Annotated in this window: 18 protein-coding genes; 9 read left to right on the forward strand and 9 right to left on the reverse strand. The window is 68.4% G+C overall.

Annotated elements, in window-relative coordinates; genetic code table 11:
* Positions 1 to 80 precede the first annotated feature (80 nt).
* Entirely contained in the window at positions 81 to 1,517 is a 1,437-nt protein-coding gene (locus tag ACFO6V_RS26430) for a CCA tRNA nucleotidyltransferase (RefSeq protein WP_377141697.1), read from the reverse strand.
* Positions 1,518 to 1,669: 152 nt separating this feature from the next.
* Here ACFO6V_RS26430 and ACFO6V_RS26435 point away from each other — a divergent pair, with 152 nt between their 5' ends.
* From ACFO6V_RS26435 to ACFO6V_RS26470, 8 genes are all read left to right on the forward strand, one after another.
* On the forward strand, positions 1,670 to 2,302 hold the full coding sequence (locus ACFO6V_RS26435) for an NUDIX hydrolase (RefSeq protein ID WP_377141700.1): 633 nt from the start codon (positions 1,670 to 1,672) through the stop codon (positions 2,300 to 2,302).
* Positions 2,299 to 4,569, forward strand: coding sequence for a DUF6049 family protein (locus tag ACFO6V_RS26440; protein ID WP_377141703.1), 2,271 nt, complete (start codon positions 2,299 to 2,301; stop codon positions 4,567 to 4,569). Before ACFO6V_RS26435 ends, ACFO6V_RS26440 begins: the two co-directional genes overlap by 4 nt.
* A gap of 85 nt (positions 4,570 to 4,654) precedes the next feature.
* On the forward strand, positions 4,655 to 6,385 hold the full coding sequence (murJ, locus tag ACFO6V_RS26445) for a murein biosynthesis integral membrane protein MurJ (RefSeq protein WP_377141705.1): 1,731 nt from the start codon (positions 4,655 to 4,657) through the stop codon (positions 6,383 to 6,385).
* Between the two features lie 165 nt (positions 6,386 to 6,550).
* Entirely contained in the window at positions 6,551 to 8,416 is a 1,866-nt protein-coding gene (locus tag ACFO6V_RS26450; RefSeq protein ID WP_377141708.1) for a protein kinase family protein, read from the forward strand.
* Positions 8,417 to 8,632: 216 nt separating this feature from the next.
* A complete protein-coding gene (trxB, locus tag ACFO6V_RS26455) occupies positions 8,633 to 9,628 on the forward strand; it encodes a thioredoxin-disulfide reductase (protein ID WP_377141710.1) in 996 nt (331 codons plus the stop codon).
* A gap of 68 nt (positions 9,629 to 9,696) precedes the next feature.
* Positions 9,697 to 10,023, forward strand: a complete 327-nt coding sequence (gene trxA, locus ACFO6V_RS26460; protein WP_357448134.1) for a thioredoxin — start codon at positions 9,697 to 9,699, stop codon at positions 10,021 to 10,023.
* Between the two features lie 161 nt (positions 10,024 to 10,184).
* A complete protein-coding gene (locus ACFO6V_RS26465) occupies positions 10,185 to 11,495 on the forward strand; it encodes an aminotransferase-like domain-containing protein (protein WP_464719263.1) in 1,311 nt (436 codons plus the stop codon).
* Positions 11,496 to 11,592: 97 nt separating this feature from the next.
* A complete protein-coding gene (locus ACFO6V_RS26470; RefSeq protein WP_377141713.1) occupies positions 11,593 to 12,627 on the forward strand; it encodes a D-alanine--D-alanine ligase family protein in 1,035 nt (344 codons plus the stop codon).
* A 108-nt stretch (positions 12,628 to 12,735) separates the two neighbouring features.
* Here ACFO6V_RS26470 and ACFO6V_RS26475 read toward each other — a convergent pair whose 3' ends face one another.
* The 8 genes from ACFO6V_RS26475 to rpmH form a co-directional block, all read right to left on the reverse strand.
* Positions 12,736 to 14,010: a ParB/RepB/Spo0J family partition protein gene (locus tag ACFO6V_RS26475; protein WP_377141715.1), complete on the reverse strand. Its 1,275-nt coding sequence runs from the start codon at positions 14,008 to 14,010 to the stop codon at positions 12,736 to 12,738.
* A gap of 97 nt (positions 14,011 to 14,107) precedes the next feature.
* Positions 14,108 to 15,949 carry a ParA family protein gene (locus ACFO6V_RS26480; protein ID WP_377141718.1) on the reverse strand — a complete coding sequence of 614 codons (1,842 nt, stop codon included), beginning with the start codon at positions 15,947 to 15,949 and terminating at the stop codon, positions 14,108 to 14,110.
* Between the two features lie 1,239 nt (positions 15,950 to 17,188).
* On the reverse strand, positions 17,189 to 17,848 hold the full coding sequence (rsmG, locus tag ACFO6V_RS26485; protein ID WP_377141918.1) for a 16S rRNA (guanine(527)-N(7))-methyltransferase RsmG: 660 nt from the start codon (positions 17,846 to 17,848) through the stop codon (positions 17,189 to 17,191).
* A gap of 127 nt (positions 17,849 to 17,975) precedes the next feature.
* Positions 17,976 to 18,530 carry a Jag family protein gene (locus ACFO6V_RS26490; protein WP_377141720.1) on the reverse strand — a complete coding sequence of 185 codons (555 nt, stop codon included), beginning with the start codon at positions 18,528 to 18,530 and terminating at the stop codon, positions 17,976 to 17,978.
* Between the two features lie 12 nt (positions 18,531 to 18,542).
* Positions 18,543 to 19,703, reverse strand: a complete 1,161-nt coding sequence (yidC, locus tag ACFO6V_RS26495; protein WP_377141723.1) for a membrane protein insertase YidC — start codon at positions 19,701 to 19,703, stop codon at positions 18,543 to 18,545.
* Positions 19,704 to 19,783: 80 nt separating this feature from the next.
* Positions 19,784 to 20,092, reverse strand: a complete 309-nt coding sequence (yidD, locus tag ACFO6V_RS26500) for a membrane protein insertion efficiency factor YidD (protein WP_377141725.1) — start codon at positions 20,090 to 20,092, stop codon at positions 19,784 to 19,786.
* Complete coding sequence (gene rnpA / locus ACFO6V_RS26505; protein WP_357448150.1) at positions 20,089 to 20,466, reverse strand: ribonuclease P protein component; 378 nt, start codon at positions 20,464 to 20,466, stop codon at positions 20,089 to 20,091. The genes yidD and rnpA overlap by 4 nt, the downstream gene beginning before the upstream one ends.
* A gap of 3 nt (positions 20,467 to 20,469) precedes the next feature.
* Positions 20,470 to 20,607 (reverse strand): 50S ribosomal protein L34, encoded by a 138-nt coding sequence (rpmH, locus tag ACFO6V_RS26510; protein WP_108493057.1) that lies wholly within the window; start codon positions 20,605 to 20,607, stop codon positions 20,470 to 20,472.
* 432 nt (positions 20,608 to 21,039) lie between these two features.
* Between rpmH and dnaA the strand changes: the two genes are divergently transcribed.
* Positions 21,040 to 22,476 carry a chromosomal replication initiator protein DnaA gene (gene dnaA / locus ACFO6V_RS26515; RefSeq protein ID WP_357448152.1) on the forward strand — a complete coding sequence of 479 codons (1,437 nt, stop codon included), beginning with the start codon at positions 21,040 to 21,042 and terminating at the stop codon, positions 22,474 to 22,476.
* Positions 22,477 to 23,001: the final 525 nt, after the last annotated feature.

The following is a 23,001-nucleotide window of genomic DNA, read 5'->3' on the forward strand; positions in this document are numbered from 1 at the left end:
GCCGTAGCGGAGGGAGCGAGGAACGAGCGAGCGTGAGCGAGACGGCGCGGGGATCTTCTCGCCCCGACGCTGCATGCGCCCTACCGCTCCGCCCACCACCTCTTCAGTTCTTCCGTCGCCGCTTCCTCGCCCAGCGGGCCGCGCTCCATGCGCAGGCTCAGCAGGTACTTGTACGCCTCGCCCACCTCACGCGACGGCGAGATCCCGAGGATCTCCATGATCTGCGTCCCGTCCAGGTCCGGGCGGATCGCGTCGATCTCCTCCTGCTCACGCAGGGCGGAGATCCGGTCCTCCAGGTCCGTGTACGCGTCGGACAGCCGCTTGGCCTTCCGCTTGTTGCGGGTCGTCGAGTCCGCACGGGTCAGGCGGTGCAGCCGCTCGAGGAGCGGGCCGGCGTCGGTCACGTAGCGGCGGACGGCGGAGTCCGTCCACGCGCCCTCCCCGTACCCGTGGAACCGCAGGTGCAGCTCTACGAGCCGTGACACGTCCTTGACCACCTGCTTCTCGAACTTGAGGGCCTTGAGCCGCTTCGCGGTGAGCTTGGCTCCGACGACCTCGTGGTGGTGAAAGCTGACTCCCCCGCCTGGCTCGAACCGGCGCGTGGCGGGCTTGCCGATGTCGTGCAGCAGCGAGGCCAGACGTAGCACCAGGTCCGGGGCCGGCACAGCGCCGTCCGGGCCGGTCTCCTGGGCGATCGCTTGCTCCAGCACGGTCAACGAGTGCTGGTAGACGTCCTTGTGCCGGTGGTGCTCGTCGATCTCGAGCTGCAGCGCGGGCAGCTCGGGCAGGACCTGCTCGGCAAGGCCGGTGTCGACGAGGACCTCGAGACCCGCCCGCGGGTTGTCGCTCAGGAGCAGCTTGGTGATCTCCGCCTGCACCCGCTCCGCCGACACGATCTCGATCCGCTCGGCCATCGCGACCAGCGCGGCGAGCGTCCCTGGTTCCACGTGAAACGAGAGCTGGGCCGCGAACCGGGCGGCGCGCATCATGCGCAGCGGGTCGTCGTCGAACGAGCGCTCTGGGGCGATGGGCGTGCGCAGCACCCCTGCCGCGAGGTCGCTCAGGCCGTTGAACGGATCCACGAACGTCAGGTCGGGCACGCGCACGGCCATCGCGTTCACGGTGAAGTCGCGGCGCGACAGGTCCCCGTCGAGCGAGTCGCCGAACTCGACCAGCGGCTTGCGCGACGCCGGGTCGTACTTGTCGGTCCGGTACGTCGTCACCTCGACGACGACGTCTCCGCGCCGTGCCCCGATGGTGCCGAACTCCCGGCCGATGTCCCAGTTCGAGTCGCCCCAGCGCGCGAGGATCTTCTGCGTCTGGTTCGGCGAGGCCGACGTCGCGAAGTCCAGGTCGTTGCTCGCACGACCCAGGAACGCGTCCCGCACCGGACCACCGACCAGCGAGAGCTCGTGCCCGGCGGCGCGGAACTGGTCGCCCAGCTCGAGCGCGGCGGGCGCCATCTCGGTCAGCACGCCGAGCGCGCGCCGCAACAGATCCTGCTCAGGGATAGACACAGCCCAAGATTCTCCCAGACGCGGCCGGGCAACACTCACCGCAAGATCACTCGCACCGGCAAACCCGGTCCTGATGTCCGAACCCGTGCCCGAAACCGCCCGCGCCCCTGCTCCTGACCAGACCAACGGTGCTCAGTCGGTAGTGTTGGGGCATGTCCACCCCAGTTCCGGCGAGCGACCGTCCTGACGGTCGTCCGGAGGTGCCCCCGCCGCCCGGCGGAGCGCCCTTGCGGGTGAATCCTGCCCGGCGCGCAGCGGCGAACAGCCCGACACACCTGCCCGTCGTCGACGAGACCTCCGCGGGCGGCCTGGTGCTGCGAGGCGGTTCTGAACGGCCCGAGGACTTCAGCGCGGCAGTGCTGCTGCGCCGGAACCGGACGGGGCGCCTCGAATGGTGCCTGCCGAAGGGACATCTCGAGGGTCGTGAGACGCCTCAAGAGGCGGCGATCCGCGAGATTCGCGAGGAGACCGGGATCCGCGGCTCGATCCAGGCGGAGCTCGGCGTGATCGACTACTGGTTCACCGGTGAGGACCGGAGAGTCCACAAGGTGGTGCACCATTACCTCTTGCGCGCGGAGGGCGGTCGCCTGACCGTGGAGGACGATCCGGACGGCGAAGCCGAGGACGCTCTCTGGGTCAGGGTCGACGAACTCGCTGCTCGCCTGTCGTACCCGAACGAGCAGCGACTGGCCGTCGCCGCCCTGGAACTCCTCGAGTCGTCGAGGAATCTCCGGGACGCGCTGCGTGCCGACGCCTTCCCCACGGAGCGCCCCGACCTGCCATGACGCAGCACCCCGACCTCGCACACAGTTCCGCCCTCCGCCGGGCGGCCCGCCACACCGGCAAGACAGGCGCCGTGCTCCTGGCGGCCGTGCTGCTTGCCGGGTCCACCATGGTTCCGGCTCACGCCACCGGTCCGACGTCTGGAGGTGCCGCCGTCGGCACAGCCCCGGCTCCCGTCTCCGACACGGTCGCCGAGGACCTCTCCGAGGGTGTTCCCGCCGCGCCGTCGGCCCAGGGCACGGTGGACGTCTCGATCACCGACGTCTCGCACCCGACCGCGAAGCGCGGCGACGAGGTGACCATCCGGGCGAGGATCACCAACCACACCGGCGCCGTCATCTCCGGAGCCAACGTCAACTTCGCCGTCAACTACGTGGCGATCACGACCCGCGCCGAGGTCAGCGAGTGGGCCTCCGCAGACCTGCTGGACCCGGTCAGGGGCGTGCCCACCACGCAGCCGCTCGCGCGGCTGAACGCGGGTGCGTCCAAGGACGTGTCGTTCACCTACAACCCTGGTGTCGAGTACCTGCAAGGTTTCGGCCCCCGCCGGTTCGCGGTCAGCGTCGACGACGCCACGGGCCGGCTCGGCATCGCGCGCTCGTTCCTGCTCTACGACGCCGACGGCGCCGAGCGTGCGCCCATGCGGCTCAGCATCCTCGCCGGCATCACCGGTCCGGCCACCGACCCGGCGGACCACAGCACTACCGACATCGAGCTGGCGCAGCTGGCCGCCGCGGGCCAGCGGCTCGACGGCGTGGTGGAGGTCGCGGAGCACAGCAAGCTGTCGCTCGCCGTCGACCCTGCGGTGATGGCCGTCGCCGCGGCGTCGAAGGACTCCGCACTCATCGCCTGGTCCGACCGTCTCCTCGACGCCGCGGGCAACACGACCACGTACACGCTCCCCGATCGCGACCCTGATCTCGCCGCGCTGGCGCACGCCGACGTGCGCACCATGGGCCCGCGCAGCTTCCTCCGTGCGCCCCGCCTGGACGACTGGCGTGTCCCGAAGGGCTGGCGCCAGGGCCTCGCCTGGCCGGCCGACGGCGCCGTGCCGGACATCGAGACGCTCGGGCTGGCCGTGGCAGCAGGTCGGCCGAACGTCGTGGTGAGTGGTGGACTGTCCACCGAGAGCGGCACGGCCACCGGTCGGGCGGAGGTCGCCACCCCGTCGGGCACGGCGCACGCCGCAGTCACCGACCCCACGCTGACGAGCGCGCTTCTCTCGGCGACCGACCTGTCTCAGGCGGAGACCACCAACGCCGAGAGCGCCGCTGACGCGGTGCCTGCAGGCACCAGGACCACCGCCGCCGAGGGAACGCAACGCCTCCTCGCGGAGACGGCAGCCATCGTGAACCAGTCACCGGAAGAGCCGCCGACCAAGTCGATAGTGATGCCGCGCACCTGGACGCCGGACGCCGCGGCAGCGACCTCCGTCCTGAGGGCGCTCGAGGACGCCGACTGGGTGGAGACCACGACCCTGGACGACCTGTTCGCCCAGGATGCGCCGGACGTCGTGCGCGAGCCTCTCCCGAACCACAAGGTGCACAAGGCGGAGCTCTCCGCGAGCAGTGTCGCCAGGCTCGAGCGTGCTCGGGACGCGGTCGTCACGTTCTCGTCCATCGCTGTCGACGACCCTGCCCCGCTCTGGCAGCCGGGAGTCGCCCGTCTGGTAACGCCGCTGGCGGTCGCGCAGCGGTCGGACCCCGGCATCAGGAACCTGCTCGCCAAGCGGGTGCTCGAGGCGGCCGACAAGTTCACGCACGAGTCCGTGACCGTCGTCCCCCGCCAGGACATCAACTTCATCACTGACGTCGGCAACATCCCGGTACGCGTGCGCAACACGCTCGACGTGGACGCGACGGTGACCGTCGCACTGCGCGCCGACCATCCGCGGCTCACGGTCGGCAACCGCAACACCACGACCGTCCCGGCCGGTCAGGAGCTCGACGTACAGATTCCGGTGCGCGCCATCGGTTCCGGTGACGTCGATGTCGATGCACTGCTCTTCACGCCGACCGGCGCCCAGTTCACCGACGAGTCGGCATTCCAGGTCCGCGTTCGCGCGGGCTGGGAAGAGGTCGGCACCTGGATCGCCGCGGGCCTCGTCGCGCTGCTGTTCCTTGCCGGGATCTGGCGCACGGTGCGGCGCGGTCGTTCGCCGTACCGTGCCACCCGCGAGGACGTCGAGGAGGCGACCGGGACGGCGGCCGAGGCGCCCGAGCCGACGACGCCGACGGCGACGGACTCCGTGGCCGTCCGGGCAGAGTAGTGTTTCGGCCGCCGCACACTTCGGCCGCGCAGCACCGGGCAAGGCCCCAGACCACGGGAGTAGTCGCTTGACCCAGGAGAAAGCCGTGACCGTACCGACCGACCCCGCGTCGGACCCCAGCTCGGAGGCCGCGAGCGGCCCGGGCGCGCCCGCCACGCCACCGCCGGCGGCCCGCGGACTGGGCCGCAACTCGATGGTGATGGCGGCGGGCACCGCCGCCTCCCGCCTCGGCGGCCTGGTGCGAAACCTGATGCTGGTGGCTGCCATCGGGTCGGTGGGCACGGTCGCGAACGCGTTCGACGTCGCGAACAAGCTGCCCAACGTGATGTTCGCGATTCTCGCTGGCGGCATGCTGAACGCCGTCCTGGTGCCGCAGATCGTCAAGGCGTTCCGCGCGCACAACACGCAGGAGCGGATCGACAAGCTGCTCACCGTCTCGGCGGTCGGCATTCTCGCCATCACCGCGATCCTCACGGGTGCGTCGGCGTGGGTGGTGATGCTCTACACGGACGGCTGGACGGAAGAGAAGCTCGCACTCGGCACCGTGTTCGCCTTCTGGTGCATCCCGCAGCTCTTCTTCTACGGCCTGTACACGCTGCTGGGCCAGGTGCTGAACGCCCGCGAGCAGTTCGGGCCGTTCATGTGGGCGCCGGTGGCCAACAACGTCGTCTCCGTCATCGGGTTCGGCATCTTCCTCGTGCTGTTCGGCACCTCGCCCGAGCTCGGCATCAACGACCTGTCGGAGTGGGACACCCCACGCACGATCCTGCTCGCGGGCACCGCCACCCTCGGCATCGCCACGCAGGCGCTCGTGCTGCTGGTTCCCCTGCTCCGCTCGGGCTTCCGCTGGCACTTCCGCCTGGGGCTGCGCGGAATCGGACTGCGCTCGGCCGGGTCGGTGGCCCTGTGGACCTTCGCCGCGGTGGTGCTGGAGCAGGCAGGCGTCCTGTACCTGACCCGGGTCTCGGCCGAGGCCGGCGCGGCAAGCACACCCCTGGTGGCGGTCGCCGGTAACGGCTCCTACGCGCAGGCACTCCTGATCTACCTGCTGCCCCACTCGCTCGTCACCGTCTCCATCGCGACCGCCCTGTTCACGGGCATCAGCAAGGCCGCGCAGGAAGGCGACACGGACCGCGTCCGTGACGACCTGTCCACGGGTCTGCGCACGATCGGTGTCTTCACGGTGTTCGCCACCGCCGCCCTGACCGTGCTGGCCGCCCCGGCCACGGCGTTCATCGTCCCCACGGCGGGCGAGGAGGGCACCGCGCTCATCGCGCCGGTGCTGGTCGCTCTCTCGTTCGGCCTCGTGCCGCTCGGCGCGATGGCCCTCATGAAGTGGGTCTACTACGCCTACGAGGACGGGCGTTCCGTCTTCTGGATCACTGTGCCGTCCACGCTCGTGCTGGTGGCCGGGCTGATCGCCGCACAGATCTGGCTGCCGATCGAGACCTGGGTGATTGCCGCCGCCGGCGCGTACGCCCTGTCGAACTGGATCACCGTGCTCCTGCGCACCCGGGGCCTCAAGACCAAGCTCGGCGGGCGGCTCGACGGCGGCCGCGTGCTCGCGCTCCACGCCAAGACGCTCCTCGCAGCCGTCGTCTCCGGGCTGGCCGGATGGGGTGTGTACCGACTGGTCGGCGGGTTCGAGGTGCTCTCGTTCGGCAACGGCTGGGTGCTGACCATGCTCAGCGGCCTGTGGGTGTCGGCGCTGTGCGGCCTGGTCATGGTCATCATCTACGTGGTGCTGCTCCGCCTGCTCCGGGTCAAGGAGCTCGATCGCCTGCTCGGCCCGCTGCTCGCACGGCTCAAGCGCTGACCCGCTCCGTCGTCGTAACGAAAGCGCAGATCGTTGATCTGCGCTTTCGTTGCGTCTCTGCGACATTTCGACGGGCTGTCGGCGGTTCCGCGTAGCATGGCGACGGTGCCCGGCCCCTGCGGTCGCGCACCTGCTACTGTCCCCCGAGCGAGCGAGGAGGTCCGCGTGAGCACCGTCGAGCCAGGCATTGTGCTGGTCGAGAGATACAGGCTTAGCCAGCAGGTGTCGACCGACCTCACCGCGGCAACCGCCTGGGAGGCACACGACCTGATCCTGGACCGCGAAGTCCGCGTGACCCTTGTGACCGGGCCGTATGCGGGTGACGCCCTGGACTCCGCCCGGCGCGCCGCGCTCGTCACGGACCCACGTCTGGTCCGGGTCCTCGACGCCGGGTCCGACGCCGACGGCCGCAAGTATGTCGTCTCCGAACCGCACACCGGCTCGACGTTGACCGAGATCGTCTCGAGCGGTCTGGTGGACGAGCAGCAGGCCCGGGCGATCGTAGGTGAGGCGGCCGCCGCCCTCGGCGTGGCGCACGCACGCGGTGTGCATCACACCGCGCTGCGCCCCGAGGCCGTGCGGGTGGACGGCCACCAGGTCCGGATCACCGGTCTGGGGCTCGACGGCGGCCTGGCCTCCGGTGCGACGCTCAACGTCCAGCCCGCGCAGCTCGACGCTCAGGGCCTGGTGGCCCTGCTCTACTACGCGATGACGGCGCGCTGGCCCGGCCAGGATCTCGAGGCCGACTGGATCGCCAAGGACACCCTGATCCCACTGCCCGCGCTGCTCGACGCTTCCGGCGCTGTGGCGCCGCTCTCCACGCTGGTTCCCCACGTGGACCCCGACATCGATGCTCTGGTGGGCCGGACGTTCGCCGCGCCCGGCAGCACCGACGGACCGATGAACCCCGACGACGTGACCACGGCTCTTCAGCCGTGGGGAGAGGTTTCCGTAGTGGCATCGCTGCCTGGATTCGTGCAGCCCGAGCCGGAGGGGCCGCGACGGCAGTCAATCGCCGACGCTTTCGGCGCCGAGGGCACACCGCCCGTTCGACGCCCGGTCACCGGCCGGATCGCACGTAACGACGAGACGATGGCGACGGGAGCGGGCAATGTGCCCGCTGGTTATCCCGAGCCGCAGAACGACTACACCTACGAGCCGCAGGTGTTCGGCGGGCACGCCCCTGTGCCGCCGCCGCCTCCGGATGGTGGTGTACCGGTGGGCTACGACCAGTTCGGCCAGCCGGTCGGCCAGGTCCTGCCTGGTTACGACCAGGGGCAGTACGCGCAGGAGGGTGCACCCCAGCAGTACCCGCCGCAGTACGCCCCGGCCGGATACGACCAGGGCGGCGGCTACTACGGCCAGGACGGCGGGTTCGCCACCCAGCCCGCACCTAAGCGCGGCGGCGTCAACCCGACGCCGATCGTGCTCGGGCTGGTCGGTGTCGCAGTGGTGGCCGGGCTGATCTGGGCCATCAACTCGGTGCTCTCGCCTTCTCCGGAGCTGATCGCCGAGGCTTCACCGTCGCCTGACGTGAGTGCCTCGGCCAGCGACGCCGGGGGTGAGGGTGAGGGCAGCTCACCGTCCTCTCCCCCGGCGCAGACGGAGGCGCGACCGGTGATCGACTCGGCCGCACTGCTCGGCACGCTCGACTGGAACGGCGAGACCATCGACCACCCCGAGAAGGTCGAGCTCGCGTACGACACCGACCCGGCCACGTTCTACTACACGACCACGTACCAGCAGGCCGCGTTCGGTGGCTACAAGGACTCGCTCGGTATGGAGCTCAAGCTGCGCGAGCCGGCCTCAGTCAGCAAGGTCGAGCTGCTGACCAACACTCCGGGCGGCAAGGTGCAGATCCTCAAGGGCGGTGCGGGCGGTGAGGTGCTCGCCGAAGGCGCCTTCTCCGAGACCACCACGTTCGAGCTGCCCGAGCCGATCGAGAGTGATTCGTTCACGATCTGGGTGACCGAGCTGCCGCAGGCGTCGAACGGCTTCCGGCTGGAACTGAACGAGGTGGTGCTGAGCTGACCCCTCGTCAGCCAGCAGAGCAATCCAGAACGCCGGCGGGAACGAACCCATGATGTCGATGGTTCGTTTCCCCGGCGTTCTCGGCGTCTGAGCGCCGGGGCCCGACCGCCCATCGAAGAATGTCGATGTTGTGTGGCGAGGTTCACGCCCACGATGACGCCGTAGGTGACCTGGCCTGGAACACTAGGACACGGTCGCGTGTTATGGCGTGTGCCCATGGAACTCGAGGAGAACACCTTGACCGAACAGACCACCGCTCCGGCTGCCGGGACCACCGACGCCCCCGTGCTCGACGTCGTCATCGTGGGGTCCGGCCCCGCGGGATATACCGCAGCCATCTATGCGGCGCGCGCGGGTTTTGCGCCCGTCGTCATCGCGGGCTCGGTCACTGCCGGTGGCGCACTGATGAACACCACCGAGGTCGAGAACTTCCCCGGCTTCCCTGCCGGGATCCAGGGTCCCGACATGATGGAGGCCATGCGCGAGCAGGCCGAGAAGTTCGGCGCCAAGGTCATCTGGGACGACGCCGAGCAGGTCGAGCTGTCCGGTGACGTCAAGACCATCGTGACCGGCGGCGGCGACACCTACCGCGCCCGCGCAGTCATCCTCGCCACCGGATCCGCGTACCGCGAGCTGGGCATCTCCGACGAGAAGCGCCTCTCCGGGCGCGGCGTCTCCTGGTGCGCGACGTGTGACGGCTTCTTCTTCCGTGACCAGGACATCGCAGTGGTGGGTGGTGGCGACTCCGCGATGGAGGAGGCCACGTTCCTCACCCGGTTCGCGTCCAAGGTCACCGTCGTGCACCGCCGCGACGACCTGCGCGCCTCCAAGATCATGGCTGAGCGGGCCCTCGCGGACCCGAAGATCGAGTTCGCGTGGAACAGCGAGGTCGCCGGTATCTCCGGTGACAGCAAGGTCTCGGGTATCAGCCTGCGCGACACGGTCACCGGCGAGATCAGGGACCTGGACGCGACCGGCCTGTTCGTCGCGATCGGCCACGAGCCCCGCACCGATCTGGTCAAGGGCCAGGTCGACCTGGACGAGAACGGCTACATCCTCGTCGAGGGCCGGAGTACTCGGACCAACCTTCCCGGTGTCTTCGCGTGCGGTGACGCCGTCGACCACACCTACCGCCAGGCGATCACGGCCGCCGGATCGGGCTGCTCCGCGGCGCTCGACGCCCAGGCCTTCCTCGACTCGCTGAACGACTGATCTCCCGGCCGGTTCCCACCGACCCCGCCCCTCTCGGCCCCTAGGGGCCACGAACAAGGAGATGCTGGATGAGCACCATCAAGGTCACCGACGACACCTTCAAGACCGAGGTCCTCGACTCTGACATTCCTGTCTTCGTCGACTTCTGGGCGACCTGGTGCGGCCCGTGCCGCATGGTGGCGCCGATCCTCGAGGAGCTGTCGGAGGAGTACGAGGGCAAGATCAAGATCGTCAAGATCGACACCGACGAGAACCGCCAGACCGCCATGGACTACGGCATCGTGTCGATCCCGACGCTCAACGTCTACAAGGGCGGTGAGGTCGTCAAGTCGATCATCGGCGCCCGCCCGAAGCGCGCGCTGACCGAGGAGATCGACGAGGTTCTCGCGGGCTGACCTCGCACGCACCGCTACGAAGAGCGCGTGTCCGTCTCACCTGATCACGTCATCGGGTGTCTCGGGACACGCGCTCTTTGTCGTCGCGAGCCCCGTAGTCTCACCGTTTCGCCACGAACGGAGACTCTGCCGCACACCGCTCCCGTGCGAGACTGGGCCGCGTGAACGAGCTTCCCGAGACCGCCGGTAACCGCCTCGACCCATGGTTCGGCGCGTACGCGGCACGAGCGCACGGCATGCGCGCCTCGGAGATCCGGGCACTCTTCTCGGTCGCGAACCGTCCCGAGGTCGTGTCGCTCGCGGGTGGCATGCCGTACCTCGAGGGTCTCCCCCTCGATGTCATCGCGGACACCATGCAGCGGCTCATAGCCACCAAGGGGACCACTGCCCTCCAGTACGGCTCCGGTCAGGGCGAAGAGAGCCTGCGTGAGCACATCACGCAGGTCGTCGCGCTCGAAGGCGTCTCGGCCCACCCCGACGACGTCGTCGTCACCACCGGCTCGCAGTCCGCGCTCGACCTGGTGACCCGCATCTTCATCGACCCGGGTGACGTCGTCATCGCCGAGGCGCCGTCCTACGTCGGAGCGCTCGGCGTGTTCCGGTCCTACCAGGCCGACGTCGTCCAGGTGCCGCTCGATGCCGACGGGCTCGTCCCCGAGGAGCTCAACGTGACGCTGACCCGCCTCGCGGCCGAGGGCCGCCGCGTGAAGTTCCTCTACACGGTCCCGACGTTCCAGAACCCTGCGGGTGTCTCGCTCTCCGCCGAACGTCGTCCGCAGCTGCTGGAGATCTGTCGCCGGCACGGCGTCCTCGTCGTCGAGGACAACCCGTACGGCCTGCTCGGCTTCGACGAGGAACCCTTGCCGGCGCTGCGCTCCTACGACAGCGACGGCGTGCTGTACCTCGGGTCGTTCTCCAAGACGTTCGCCCCGGGATACCGGGTCGGTTTCGTGATCGCGCCGCACGCGGTGCGCGACAAGCTGGTCCTGGCGAGCGAGTCGGCGGTCCTGTCGCCCTCCAACGCCTCGCAGCTCGCCGTGGCGACCTATCTCGAGACGTGTGACTGGAAAGCGCAGATCAAGGCCTACCGCGAGCTGTATCGCGAACGGCGCGACGCTCTGGTGGGCGCGCTCGGTGAACATCTCCCGAGTGCGTCGTGGAACGTGCCGAAGGGCGGGTTCTTCGTGTGGGTGCGGCTGCCGGAGGGTCTCGACTCCCGCGCGATGCTTCCCCGAGCCGTCACCGCGCGCGTCGCGTACGTCCCCGGCACCGCCTTCTACTACGACGGCAGCGGCGCCGACCACATGCGACTGTCATTCTGCTTCCCCACACCAGAACGTATCCGCGAGGGAGTGCGCCGGCTGGCGGGCGTCGTCAACGGTGAGGCGGAGCTGGTGCAGATCTTCGGCACCGCGGCGCGGCCCGACCCCGACACGGACGACGTCGAAAGCCCCGCACCGGACCTGGCGTGACGTCATCCGTAGCGTCCGAGGTGCAGGTCACCCCGGAAGCCGGGCGGTCTGGCACGATGGCAGCTGACCCGTCGATCACAACCGAGTGAGTCTCTCGATGACCAGTTCCACCCCTGCTCCGTCTGCGCCGGTATCCGCCGGCGCCGCGGGCCTACCCAAGCAACCCAACAGGCCCGGTGCTGCGGACAGCACCCCCCTGGTGGTCATCCTCGCCGGTGGACTGTCGCACGAGCGCGACGTCTCGCTCCGGTCGGGACGTCGGGTCGCGGAGGCTCTGCGCTCCACCGGCCTGGAGGTCGTGCTGCACGACGTCGACGCCGACCTCCTGGCGTTCCTCCGCAAGACCCGGCCCGACGTCGTCTGGCCGCTGCTGCACGGCTCGTCCGGCGAGGACGGCTCGGTGCGCGACGTGCTCGACATGCTCGGTCTGCCGTACGTGGGCACGGGACCGCGCGCCAGCCGCACGGTCTGGAACAAGCCGATCTCGAAGACAGCCCTGCTCGATGCCGGCCTCTCGACGCCCGACTACGTGACGCTCCCCCAGAGCCTCTTCCGGGACCTCGGGGCACAGCCGGTGCTCGACACGGTAGTGCGGCGGCTGGGGCTTCCCCTCGTGGTCAAGCCGACAGAGGGCGGCTCCGCGCTCGGCGTCACCGTCGTGACGCGGGCGGAGGACCTGCCGCGAGCGATGGTGGAGTGCTTCGCCTACGGCGAGACGGCGCTCATCGAGCAGGCCGTCATCGGCACCGAGCTGGCCGTCAGCGTCATCGAAGGGCCCGGTGGTCCGGAGGCACTGCCCGCCGTGGAGATAGTCGCCGACGGCAGCTATGACTACGCCGCCCGCTACGTCGCCGGCGAGACCGAGTTCTTCGCCCCCGCCCGCCTCACGCCGGACCAGGCCACGCTGGTGTCCGACGTCGCGGTCCGTGCCCACCAGGCGCTGCACCTGCGTCATCTGTCCCGTACCGACCTGATCCTCGACGCCTCGGGCACAGCCCAGATTCTCGAGGTCAGCGTCGCGCCAGGCATGACAGAGATGTCAGTCCTGCCCCAGGCGATCGCGGCGAGCGGTCGAGACCTCGCGGCTCTGTACCGCAAGATCGTCGACACGACGCTGGCTCTGGCGCCCTGACGCCGCCGCCTACAGCTGAAGCGACGCTGGGCCGGCATCTCCCTGTGCGGAGATGCCGGCCCAGCGTCTTTGTGTGCTTCTACCGCTTCCGCGGCCCGCTACAGCGGGTCAGGCGCCAGAGGGCGGCTTCAGGAGGCCGCGCTCCTCCGGAGCCATCACATTGAGGATCCGGTTGAGATCTTCGACCGAGGCGAACTCGACGGTCATGCGGCCCTTGGTCTTGCCGAGTGCCACCTTGACCCTGGTCTCGAACCGGTCGGAGAGCCGGGTCGCCAGCTCGTCCACCGCTTCGCTGCGGGTGCCGGCACGCGGCGCCTTGCGGGTCTTGCCGTTGCTGCCGTCGGACTCCGTCAGCATGACGATCTCCTCGGTAGCGCGTACCGAGAGTCCTTCCGACACGATGCGCTGAGCGAGTCGCTCGATCTCCGCGCCGTCGCTCAGACCGAGGAGTGCGCGAGCGTGGCCGGCCGAGAGCACGCCTGCGGCGACACGTCGCTGCACCAGCGGAGGCAGCCGGAGCAGACGCAGCGTGTTCGAGATCTGGGGACGGCTGCGCGCGATCCGGTTCGCGAGCTCTTCGTGCGTGCAACCGAAGTCGTCGAGGAGCTGCCGGTAGGCCGCGGCCTCCTCGAGCGGATTCAGATCCGAGCGGTGCAGGTTCTCCAGGAGCGCGTCGCGGAGCATGTCGCCGTCGTCGGTCTCCCGGACGATCGCCGGGATGGTCTCCAGCTGGGCTGCCTGCGTCGCGCGCCAGCGCCGTTCACCCATGATGAGCTCGTACTCACCAGGGTGCTCCTTGTCCGGACGGACGACGATCGGCTGGAGCACGCCGATCTCCCTGATCGACTCGACCAGCTCGTCGAGGTCTCCTTCGTCGAAGACCGTGCGGGGCTGCCAGGTGTTCGGGCGAATCGCCGTGACGGGCAGCTCCGCGAAACGCGCGCCCGGAACCGGGAGGAGGTCCCCTGTTTCACGTGAAACAGAAGAGGACTCGCCTTCCTCGCGGCTGAAGAACGTGTCGTCGAGCGCAGACGCACCACCGCCCTCCGCAGCTTCGTTCGCGACCGAGAGCCGGCCGCTGGCGATCGCCGAGTCCCACTTCACGGTGCTCGGACGAGGGCCGTTGGTCTTGACTGCCTTCTTCTCCGTCGCGGGCTCCGCTGAGACGGTGTCCACAGAGATGGTGCTCACCGGCACCTCGTCCGTCGCGTCCAGCGCCGGTGACGGACGCTCCTCCACGACGGTCGCGACCGAACCCCCCAGTGCGTAGTCGGCGCCGTCGGACTCGCCCGGCCCTGTTCCGGCACCGAGCTCATCCGGCTCGGGACCCGTCGGGATCAGGGCGCCCAGGCCCCGCCCGAGCCCGCGTCGCTTCGCACTCATCGTGTCTCCTCGTCGGTTCCGGTCTCGCGCCCAGCGCGGACAGGCTTCGTCTCCATCGCCACGGTCCGCGTCGCGTCCCGCGTTTCACTGCGCATCATCAGTCCTGCGCTCCGACCGGCTCGGCCTGCATCGCACGACGCGGGCTCGAACCACCCTGGCCACGCTCGGCCAGTTCACGGGATGCCTGAAGGTACGCCAGCGCACCCGTAGATGTCGCGTCGTAGGTCATCACCGTCTGGCCGTAGCTCGGGGCCTCGGAGATGCGCACCGACCGCGGGATCGTCGTCTTGAACGTCTCGGCCGGGAAGTGCGAACGGACCTCGCCCGCGACCTGCTGTGCAAGGTTGGTGCGACCGTCGTACATGGTCAGCAGTATCGACGAGACGCGCAGCTCCGGGTTGAGGTGCGAGCGGATCAGGTCGATGGTCTTGAGCAGCTGGCTCAGGCCCTCGAGCGCGTAGTACTCGCACTGGATGGGAATGAAGACCTCGCGGCCCGCCACGAATGCGTTGACCGTAAGGAGTCCCAAGCTCGGCGGGCAGTCGATGAGGACGTAGTCGATCCGCTCCTCGCCGGCAGCGATGCGATCGGCGAGGTACTTGTCGATTGCCTTCCGGAGTCGTGTTTCACGTGAAACGAGCGAGACGAGCTCGATCTCGGAACCCGAGAGGTCGATCGTGGCCGGAACACCCCAGAGATTCGGGACGTCGGGGCACTGCTGGATAGTGCTGGCCAGCGACTCCCCCTCCACGAGGATCTCGTACACCGACGGCGTCCCGGCGCGGTGCTCGATGCCGAGCGCCGTGGAGGCGTTGCCCTGCGGGTCGTTGTCGATGACCAGCACGTTCAGGCCGGACTGCGCCAGGCCTGCGGCGACGTTCACCGTGGTCGTCGTCTTGCCGACGCCGCCCTTCTGGTTGGCCACTGTGATGATCCGCGTCTTAGGTGGGCGCGGGAACTTGCGCCCTTGCAGTTCAATGCGTCGGCGAGCGTCCATCGCGAGCTCGGCGGCGACAGGCGTCGTATCGTCAACGGCCGGAACGGTTGCGATGAGGGCTGACCGACGCTCGTCATCGCCACCGTGCGGGCCGCCCGTGGGCTGCTGTGTGCCATTGGGCGTCTGCGCCGACCCGGACGTTTCACGTGAAACACCGGGAGCGGAGAGGCTCTGCACAGGGATCGGATCCGTCACGCGGCCACTGTAATCGCTGGCTACGTCTTCTGGCTCGGACTCCAGCTCTGTTTCTCTGTCGAAATGTGTGAATTCCGCGTCCACGAGAACCACCGACTCGTCATCGTCGACCGGCGTGGGCGGTCCGAGGACTGCGGGCGCAGCGTTCACCGCTGCGTCAAGGGCTTCGCTCGCTCGGCGGATCGCGTCGGCCGGGACGGGCCGATCTGACGGCAGCTCTTCCATCTGGTCGGGATCGACCTCGGCGGATGTCACGCCGGTCCCCCACTCGGTCTTGCTGGGGTCCGCTTCAGGCTCCAGCGCTTCGGTCGGTTCGGCCGACTCCGTCACAGCGGTCATGTCTGGTTCCTGATCCTCGGTCCCGGAAGCGGGCATCGTTACGGACTCGATCAACTCGCTCAGCGCAGCGACGCTCCTGCCCTCATCGCCAGGACGGTCCTGGCCCCAGACCTGGTCCCGCGGCACGTTGCTCGAGATCACGGGCTGAGGCGGCGCCATGTCCTCGGACGAGATGGGCTTCTCTTCGTAGTTCTCCACTTGGGCGGTCGCGGGCGCGTTCGCCGGCGCGGTCGCCGGACGTTCGTCCGCCCCCAGTTCCCTCTGCTCGACATCAGCCGCACTGGGCTTCGGCATGCTCAGGCTCTCAGCGCCCAAGTCGGCGGCCTCGGTCAGGGGCGCGGGGGTCGTGCCGGCGGCGTCATCCGCGTCGCCTGCGGAGTCAGTCGTCGATTCTCCGTCAGCGTCCATGGCTCCGCCGGCCGGCGCTGCCACCACCTCGTCGACCCGTCCTGACGCATCAGGCTCCCGACCTTCCGTGGGCCTGTCGGCGCCCTCGGCCCGTCCCGCAGTCGCTCCTTGCGAGAGAGCATCGCCACGACCGTCAGCCTGTACCGAAGGGCCGTCCTGAGATCCAGGAAATCCCGAGAGGGGCGCATCGACGATCGGAGGATCGGTCCGCTCTCCAGCGCGCATGGGCACAGAGTCCCCACGCCTGCCGTCATCATCCGATTCCGGTCGGGCGGCGACCGCAGTGAAGCTCGCCGCCGGGGCTGACGCCATAGCTGCCGACCGCGTTCCGTCTGTCGCAGGCTCCTCCAGAACGGAGGCCTGTTCGGAAGCGGACGAGTCGGGCGCCGTTGTGGAGGCAGCCGACGCCGCAACGGACTTGGCTGCCGCTACTCGCTTGGACTTTCGTCTGAAGAAGCACACGCGAGTAACGCTAAGGTCGGCGACCCCTTCCGCCCCGTCGAAACGCCGACCTCAGAGTGATCGGATCCACTCTTCGCCGGTATTCGGGCCCGCCCAGGGTGAGGCGATGAGTTTCGGTGGCGCCAAGCCCGAAAAGAGGACCGAAGCCCGCTCCGCCAGCACGGCCGACGCTCGAGTCAGGTTTCACGTGAAACAACCCATCGAAGGGGTCCGGGATCGGTGAGCATCGGCGTCAACTAGACGGCCGCCTCGCCCTGTGCGGCAGTCTCGGCTGTCTGACTGACGACTCCCGCATCTGGGGGGGCATCCGCTTGACACCTCCGCCCTGCCGGCAACCTCGGTTTCGACCAGTTGGCCAAGAGTCGCTGCTGATGCGGCTCGCCAGCGCGGTATCCGTTTCACGTGAAACACGCTCTTCTCTGCGACACTCATTTCACACGGGCGGACCCACACCGACCCACGCGCCGAACCGCGCCGGTCGCTGGAGTCGCGCGCCCAGCGGACGTGCGACCTAGTTGGATGCCCACCGGCAGTTTCACGTGAAACGAGTAGGTCCAACTGAACGAGATCGCTGCCCGACACGCGGCCGTGGTGGGCACTCCTCGGTCGGCGTCCTTCCCCGCCGTGGCACCAGCGACTGTCCGGAGGGGGACTTGAACCCCCACGCCCGACAGTCCCCGAGCGGGATTGAATCTCGCTCAGGCTCTCAACCAGAACGGGAGCGGCCGCCCTCAGGCGACCGCTCCCGTTCCACGTGAAACATCTTCCTCGCGAGGACTACTTCCCCCGGCGCACACGCACGATTGTCGTGGACTCCACACCCTCGACGGTGGAGCCCTCAAGGATGTCGGGATCGCCCGCCGCGTACTTCCGCAAGACCTTGCGCGCTGGGTCAACCTCCTCCGCGACGCTGCGGCCCTTGAGGATCACCATCTCCCCGCCCACCCGAACGAGCGGCATGCTCAACCGGACCAGCTTCGACAGTGCGGCCACCGCTCGAGACGTCACGGCGTCGACCTCGAACGCGCCGTGGTACTCCTCCGCCCGCCCGCGCTTCACCTGGACGTTCGTCAGTCCGAGCTCGGCCACCACCTCCGACAGCCACGTCGTCCGCCGCTCCATCGGTTCGACGAGGATCACCTCGAGCTGCGGGCGCATCACCGCCAGCACCACGCCAGGCAGCCCTGCGCCCGATCCGATGTCGGCCACCGACCCCGACGTCGGGAGGAAAGGTACGACCGCAGCGGAGTTCAGGATGTGCCGCTCCCAGATGCGCGGCACCTCGCGAGGCCCGATCAGACCGCGGAGCTCGCCCTGGTCACGGAGCATCTCGGCGTAGTGGGCGACGCCGTCGTACGCATCGCCCAGGTAGGCCTTGACGCTGTCGCTCGTGCCGAGCGTGTCACCGTCGGGCACCTCAGTGTCTCCGCCAGGCATCTCCTGTGCCGCCACGTCCGAACCCTCCACGTCTTGTCCTCCAGTCGCTGTCGAAAGTAGCCAAACACATCGAGGGCCGGTGCACGTCCTCGGGGACGCACACCGGCCCTCGGTCGAGGCCGATAGTTCAGTCGGTGACCGCTGCAGGCGTCCCCGCCGGCTGGACCACTACGTACCGCTCGGGCTCGACTCCTCGGGAGTCGCTGACCAACCCGGCAGCCGCCACCGCGTCGTGCACCACCTTGCGCTCGAACGCATTGAGCGGCTCGAGCTCGACTTCCTCGCCAGAGCTGCGCACCTGCTCCACCGCAGCCTCCGCGATACGCGTGAGGTCGACGCGGCGAGCGGCCCGGTAGCCGCCGATGTCGAGCATCAGCCGGCTGCGCACTCCGGTGCGGGTCTGCACCGCCAGGCGCGTGAGCTCCTGCATCGCGTCGAGCACCTCGCCCCCGCTACCGATCAGGTGCGCCAGCGACTTGGGGTCGTCCGCCACCACCTCGACCGCGGCACGGTCGTGCTTGATGTCGAGGTCGATGTCGCCGTCGAGGTCGGCGATGTCGAGGAACTCCTCAAGGTAGTCGGCTGCGATCTCGCCCTCTTCTTCGAGGCGCTTGGTCCGGTCCTCGGGATCCACGACCGGAGCCTCGGGATCTGGTGTAGCCGTACCTGTGCTCGCGTTCATCGTGCCTTCCTCCTACTTCTTCTGCTTGCGCTTGCTCGACGCGGTCGGGGTGGACCCGGGCGTCGTGCCGGCCGGCTTGGGCTTCGAGCCAGGCTGCTTCGCCGGTGTCGTGCCGGCCGGCTTGGGCTTCGAGCTGGACTGCTTCCCCGGGGCCGACTCTGGTGTCGTCTCGGGGACTGCGTCCTGTGGTGCCGACTGCGCGACGGCGGGACGCGGGGCGACCGCACCCTTCTGCCGGTCCTTGCGCTTCGGCTGCACGCGCTGACCGCTCTTGGGCTGCTCCACCACCGGGGTCGCGTCCTCGATGACCTCGCCGGACTTGGCGGCACGCTTGGCAGCCTTCGCGGCCTGGCGCTCCTTCATCTGCTTCTCCGCGATGGAGCCAGGCGTCGGCATGCGCTTGATCGTGTAGTACTGCTGACCCATCGACCAGAGGTTGGTGACCGTCCAGTAGATCAGGACACCGACCGGGAAGTTCACGCCCGAGATCGCGAAGACGATCGGCAGCATGTAGAGCATGAGCTTCTGCGTCTGTGCCATCGGGCCTTCGAGGGCCGACGGGGGCATGTTCTTCATCGTGAGCTGACGCTGCGTGGTGAAGGTCGTGACGCTCATCGCGACGATCAGCGCGATGACGACGATGCGGGAGACCATCGAGTCGGTCTGCAGGAAGACGTCGCTCAGCTGCGCACCGAACAGCGTCGACGACTCGATGTCACCAGCGACGTCCCGGGTGATCGGCCCGATGGGATCGGCATTGCCCTCGGAGATCGCCTTCAGGCCGTTCAGCACGCGGAACAGCGCGAAGAAGATCGGCGACTGGAGCAGGATCGGCATGCAGGAGGCGAACGGGTTGGTCCCGTGCTTCCGGTACAGCTCCATGGTCTCGCGCGTCATGTTCTCGCGAGATGCCGGGTCGGTCTTGCCCTTGTACTTCTTCTGTACGGCCTGCAGCTCGGGCTGGATCATCTGCATCCCACGCGAGGCCTTGATCTGCTTGAAGAAGAGCGGGATCAGCACGATGCGGATGACGATCACCAGAGCGACGATCGACAGAACCCACGCCGTACCGGGACCTGCCGACATGCCGAGCGTCGTGAAGAGCCAGTGCGACCCGTAGATGATCCAGGCCACGACCCATTCGATCGGGTAGAGGAAAGCGAAGAAGTCCATCGGTCAAGAAGCTCCAGAGTCGGTGACGCAAAGTCTGCGGTGGGTGCGGGTGACGTGCCGGCGACAGTGGCCCGGGCAGGTCAGCCCTCGGCGTGTGTGTGCGCGCCGCGCACGGGCGGCACATCGTCGACGCCGCCGAGACTCCACGGGTTGCACCGCAGCAGGCGCCACAGCGCGAGACCCAGCCCGCGCACCGCACCGTGACGCCGCAAGGCAATCAGGGTGTACTGCGAGCAGGACGGGTAGTACTTACAGCTCGGGGGGCTCATCGGGCTGATGAACGCCTGGTAGAAGCGCACCATCCCCACGAGGAGGTTCACCGGGAGCCTGCCGATCAACGAGGGCTCACGCAGCGGCGCCTCACCCTCGGGTGCAGGGTCGGTGGTCATCTCTTCCCGTCTCCGGTGGCGCGTGCGACCGCACGGCGCAAGCAGGAGTCGAGGTCGCGTTCAAGATCCGCATACGTTGCGGCCGACGACGGCGGAAGTGCGCGCACGACAGCTCGGGCAGTGCTCGGCAGAGCCGAGAGCTGCTCGGCCGCTGCGGCGCGGAGCCGACGCTTCACCAGATTGCGCTGCACGGAGTTGCCCACAGCCTTGGAAACGACAAAACCGACCTGTGGAGTTCCCGATCCTGGGTCCGAGACGTTTTCGTCCGGTACCAGGAGGTGAACCACCACGGTCGATCGACCTGCACGCGTGCCGCGGCGCACCGTCCGCTCAAAGTCGACGGAACGGCGCAGTCGGTGCGCCGCGGGCAACATGGCTCAGGCTGAGAGCTCGGCGCGACCCTTGCGGCGACGGTCCGCCAGGATGGCGCGGCCGGCGCGGGTGCGCATGCGCAGCCGGAAACCATGGGTCTTTGCACGCCGGCGGGTGTTCGGCTGGAAGGTCCGCTTGCTCACGAGGTACTCCAAGAACGTCGGGGTAGGCACACCGTCTGTCCTCGACGATGCAGTGAAAGTTGGCCGATCAGTACAGCGATCGGCCTCGCCGACCCGGGGGCCTGCTCCACTGGTCATGGTCGACGTCGAAGGACGTGACCCGAATCCGTATGTGGGCGCGCAGAAGTACCAGGAACGGCTGTATGACGTTACGCCGCCGATGCCCTCCGGGTCAAACCAGAACGGCGAGATCATGCGTGTCGGACGCGCCACATCGGGCGTCTCGACGGGCCGCGTGGAGGGCTCTGTGACCTGCCCCTGTACCACCTGTCCAGCGGCGATCCTGGCAATCCACAACCTGTGGACAACTGTGTGGGCGGTGCTCCATCATGGCAGACTCCAAGACACCCCCAGCACTCGCAGGACCCCCGCGCACGAGACGAAGGAAAGCCAGTGGCCAACCCGGACGAGAACATCGGCGACGTCTGGGCACAGACCCTGACGGCGCTCGAGGCCCGGCCCGATATGAGCCCTCGGCAGCTCGCCTTCATCCGCCTGGCCAAGCCGATGGCCGTGCTGGACGACATGGTCTTCATCGCCGTCCCCCACGAGCAGACGCGCACGTATCTGGAGACCGCGGTCCGCGACGACCTCGTGTCCGCGATGTCTTCAGTCCTCGGCCGGGACGTGCGCTTCGGCATCACCGTGGATCCCGAGCTGAGCAGCCGTACGCTCGCCGGACCCTCACAGATCTCGGGGCCGGCAACTCTCTCGCTCGAGCACGAGCCGCCGGAGCCCGAGCAGGCGCAGATGCCTATCGCCCCGCAGCCGGCGCCGAAGCCGTCGGCCGAACCCACCCGACTGAACCCGAAGTACATCTTCGAGACGTTCGTCATCGGTTCGTCCAACCGGTTCGCCCACGCGGCCGCCGTCGCCGTGGCCGAGGCACCCGCCAAGGCGTACAACCCGCTCTTCATCTACGGCGACTCGGGGCTGGGCAAGACGCACCTGATGCACGCCATCGGGCACTACGTCCACAACCTGTACCCGCACATCCGCGTGCGGTACGTGAACTCCGAGGAGTTCACCAACGACTTCATCAACAGCATCGGTGAGGGCAAGGCGGGTGCGTTCCAGCGCCGGTACCGCGACGTCGACGTACTCCTCATCGACGACATCCAGTTCCTGCAGGGCAAGGAACAGACGATGGAGGAGTTCTTCCACACCTTCAACGCGCTGCACAACGCCAACAAGCAGGTAGTGATCACATCCGACGTCCCCCCGAAGCAGCTCAACGGCTTCGAGGACCGCCTGCGCTCCCGCTTCGAGTGGGGCCTCATCACCGACGTCCAGCCCCCTGACCTCGAGACCCGCATCGCGATCATGCGGAAGAAGGCAGCGAGCGAGCACCTGGACGTGCCGGCGGACGTCCTCTCCTACATCGGCTCACGCATCTCGACGAACATCCGCGAGCTCGAGGGCGCGCTGATCCGCGTCACCGCGTTCGCGAACCTCAACCGGCAGCAGGTCGACCTGGCTCTCGCGGAGATAGTCCTCAAGGACCTGATCACCGACGACGACGACACCACGGAGATCACGCCGGCCGTCGTCATCGCGCAGACCGCCGCGTACTTCGGTCTCACCATCGACGACCTGTGCGGCTCGTCCCGGTCCCGCGTGCTGGTCACCGCCCGGCAGATAGCCATGTACCTGTGCCGGGAGCTCACGGACCTGTCACTGCCCAAGATCGGCCAGCAGTTCGGCGGGCGCGACCACACCACCGTCATGCATGCGAACAAGAAGATCGCGGGCCAGATGGCGGAGCGCCGCTCGACCTACAACCAGGTCACCGAGCTCACGAGCCGGATCAAGCAGCAGCAGCGCGGCTGATCCGAGAGATCTCGCGCAGCGTCCCAAAATCGGACGGCGCGCCACTTTTCACACCTATCCCCACCCCTGTGCACAGCCTCTTCGGTGCACGGGGGTGTTGCATATCTGCACCTCCACAGGTCTATCCACATGCGGAACGGCGGGTTGCTGCGGTTTCCCTCGGCTCGTCCCCAGCCCTGTGTACGCCCGCTGTGCAGAACTCGGCTCATGACCCTGACCAGCCAATACACACCTGGGGACAAGCCTGTGGACGGCTGTGGACGACGGGCCGTTTTCTGTGGGCGGGGACCCCCAGATCGGTGGACAGCCTGTGTGTACAAACTGGCCGTCCACAGACGTCCCTAGTTCTTGCACAGTTAGGCCCACAGCTCCTCCACAGGAGAAAAGGGCCTCTGACCTGCACGAAGACCCGATATCCCCAGTATCCACAACCCCTACTACTACGACGACATCTATCTCTAAGAGGGAATCCACACGCCTTCATAAGGCGGTCCGAGCGTTCGGCGCACCTCTTCGAACATTAGT

The sequence above is a fragment of the Promicromonospora alba genome, assembly GCF_042654905.1.
Classification (GTDB): Bacteria; Actinomycetota; Actinomycetes; order Actinomycetales; family Cellulomonadaceae; genus Promicromonospora; species Promicromonospora alba.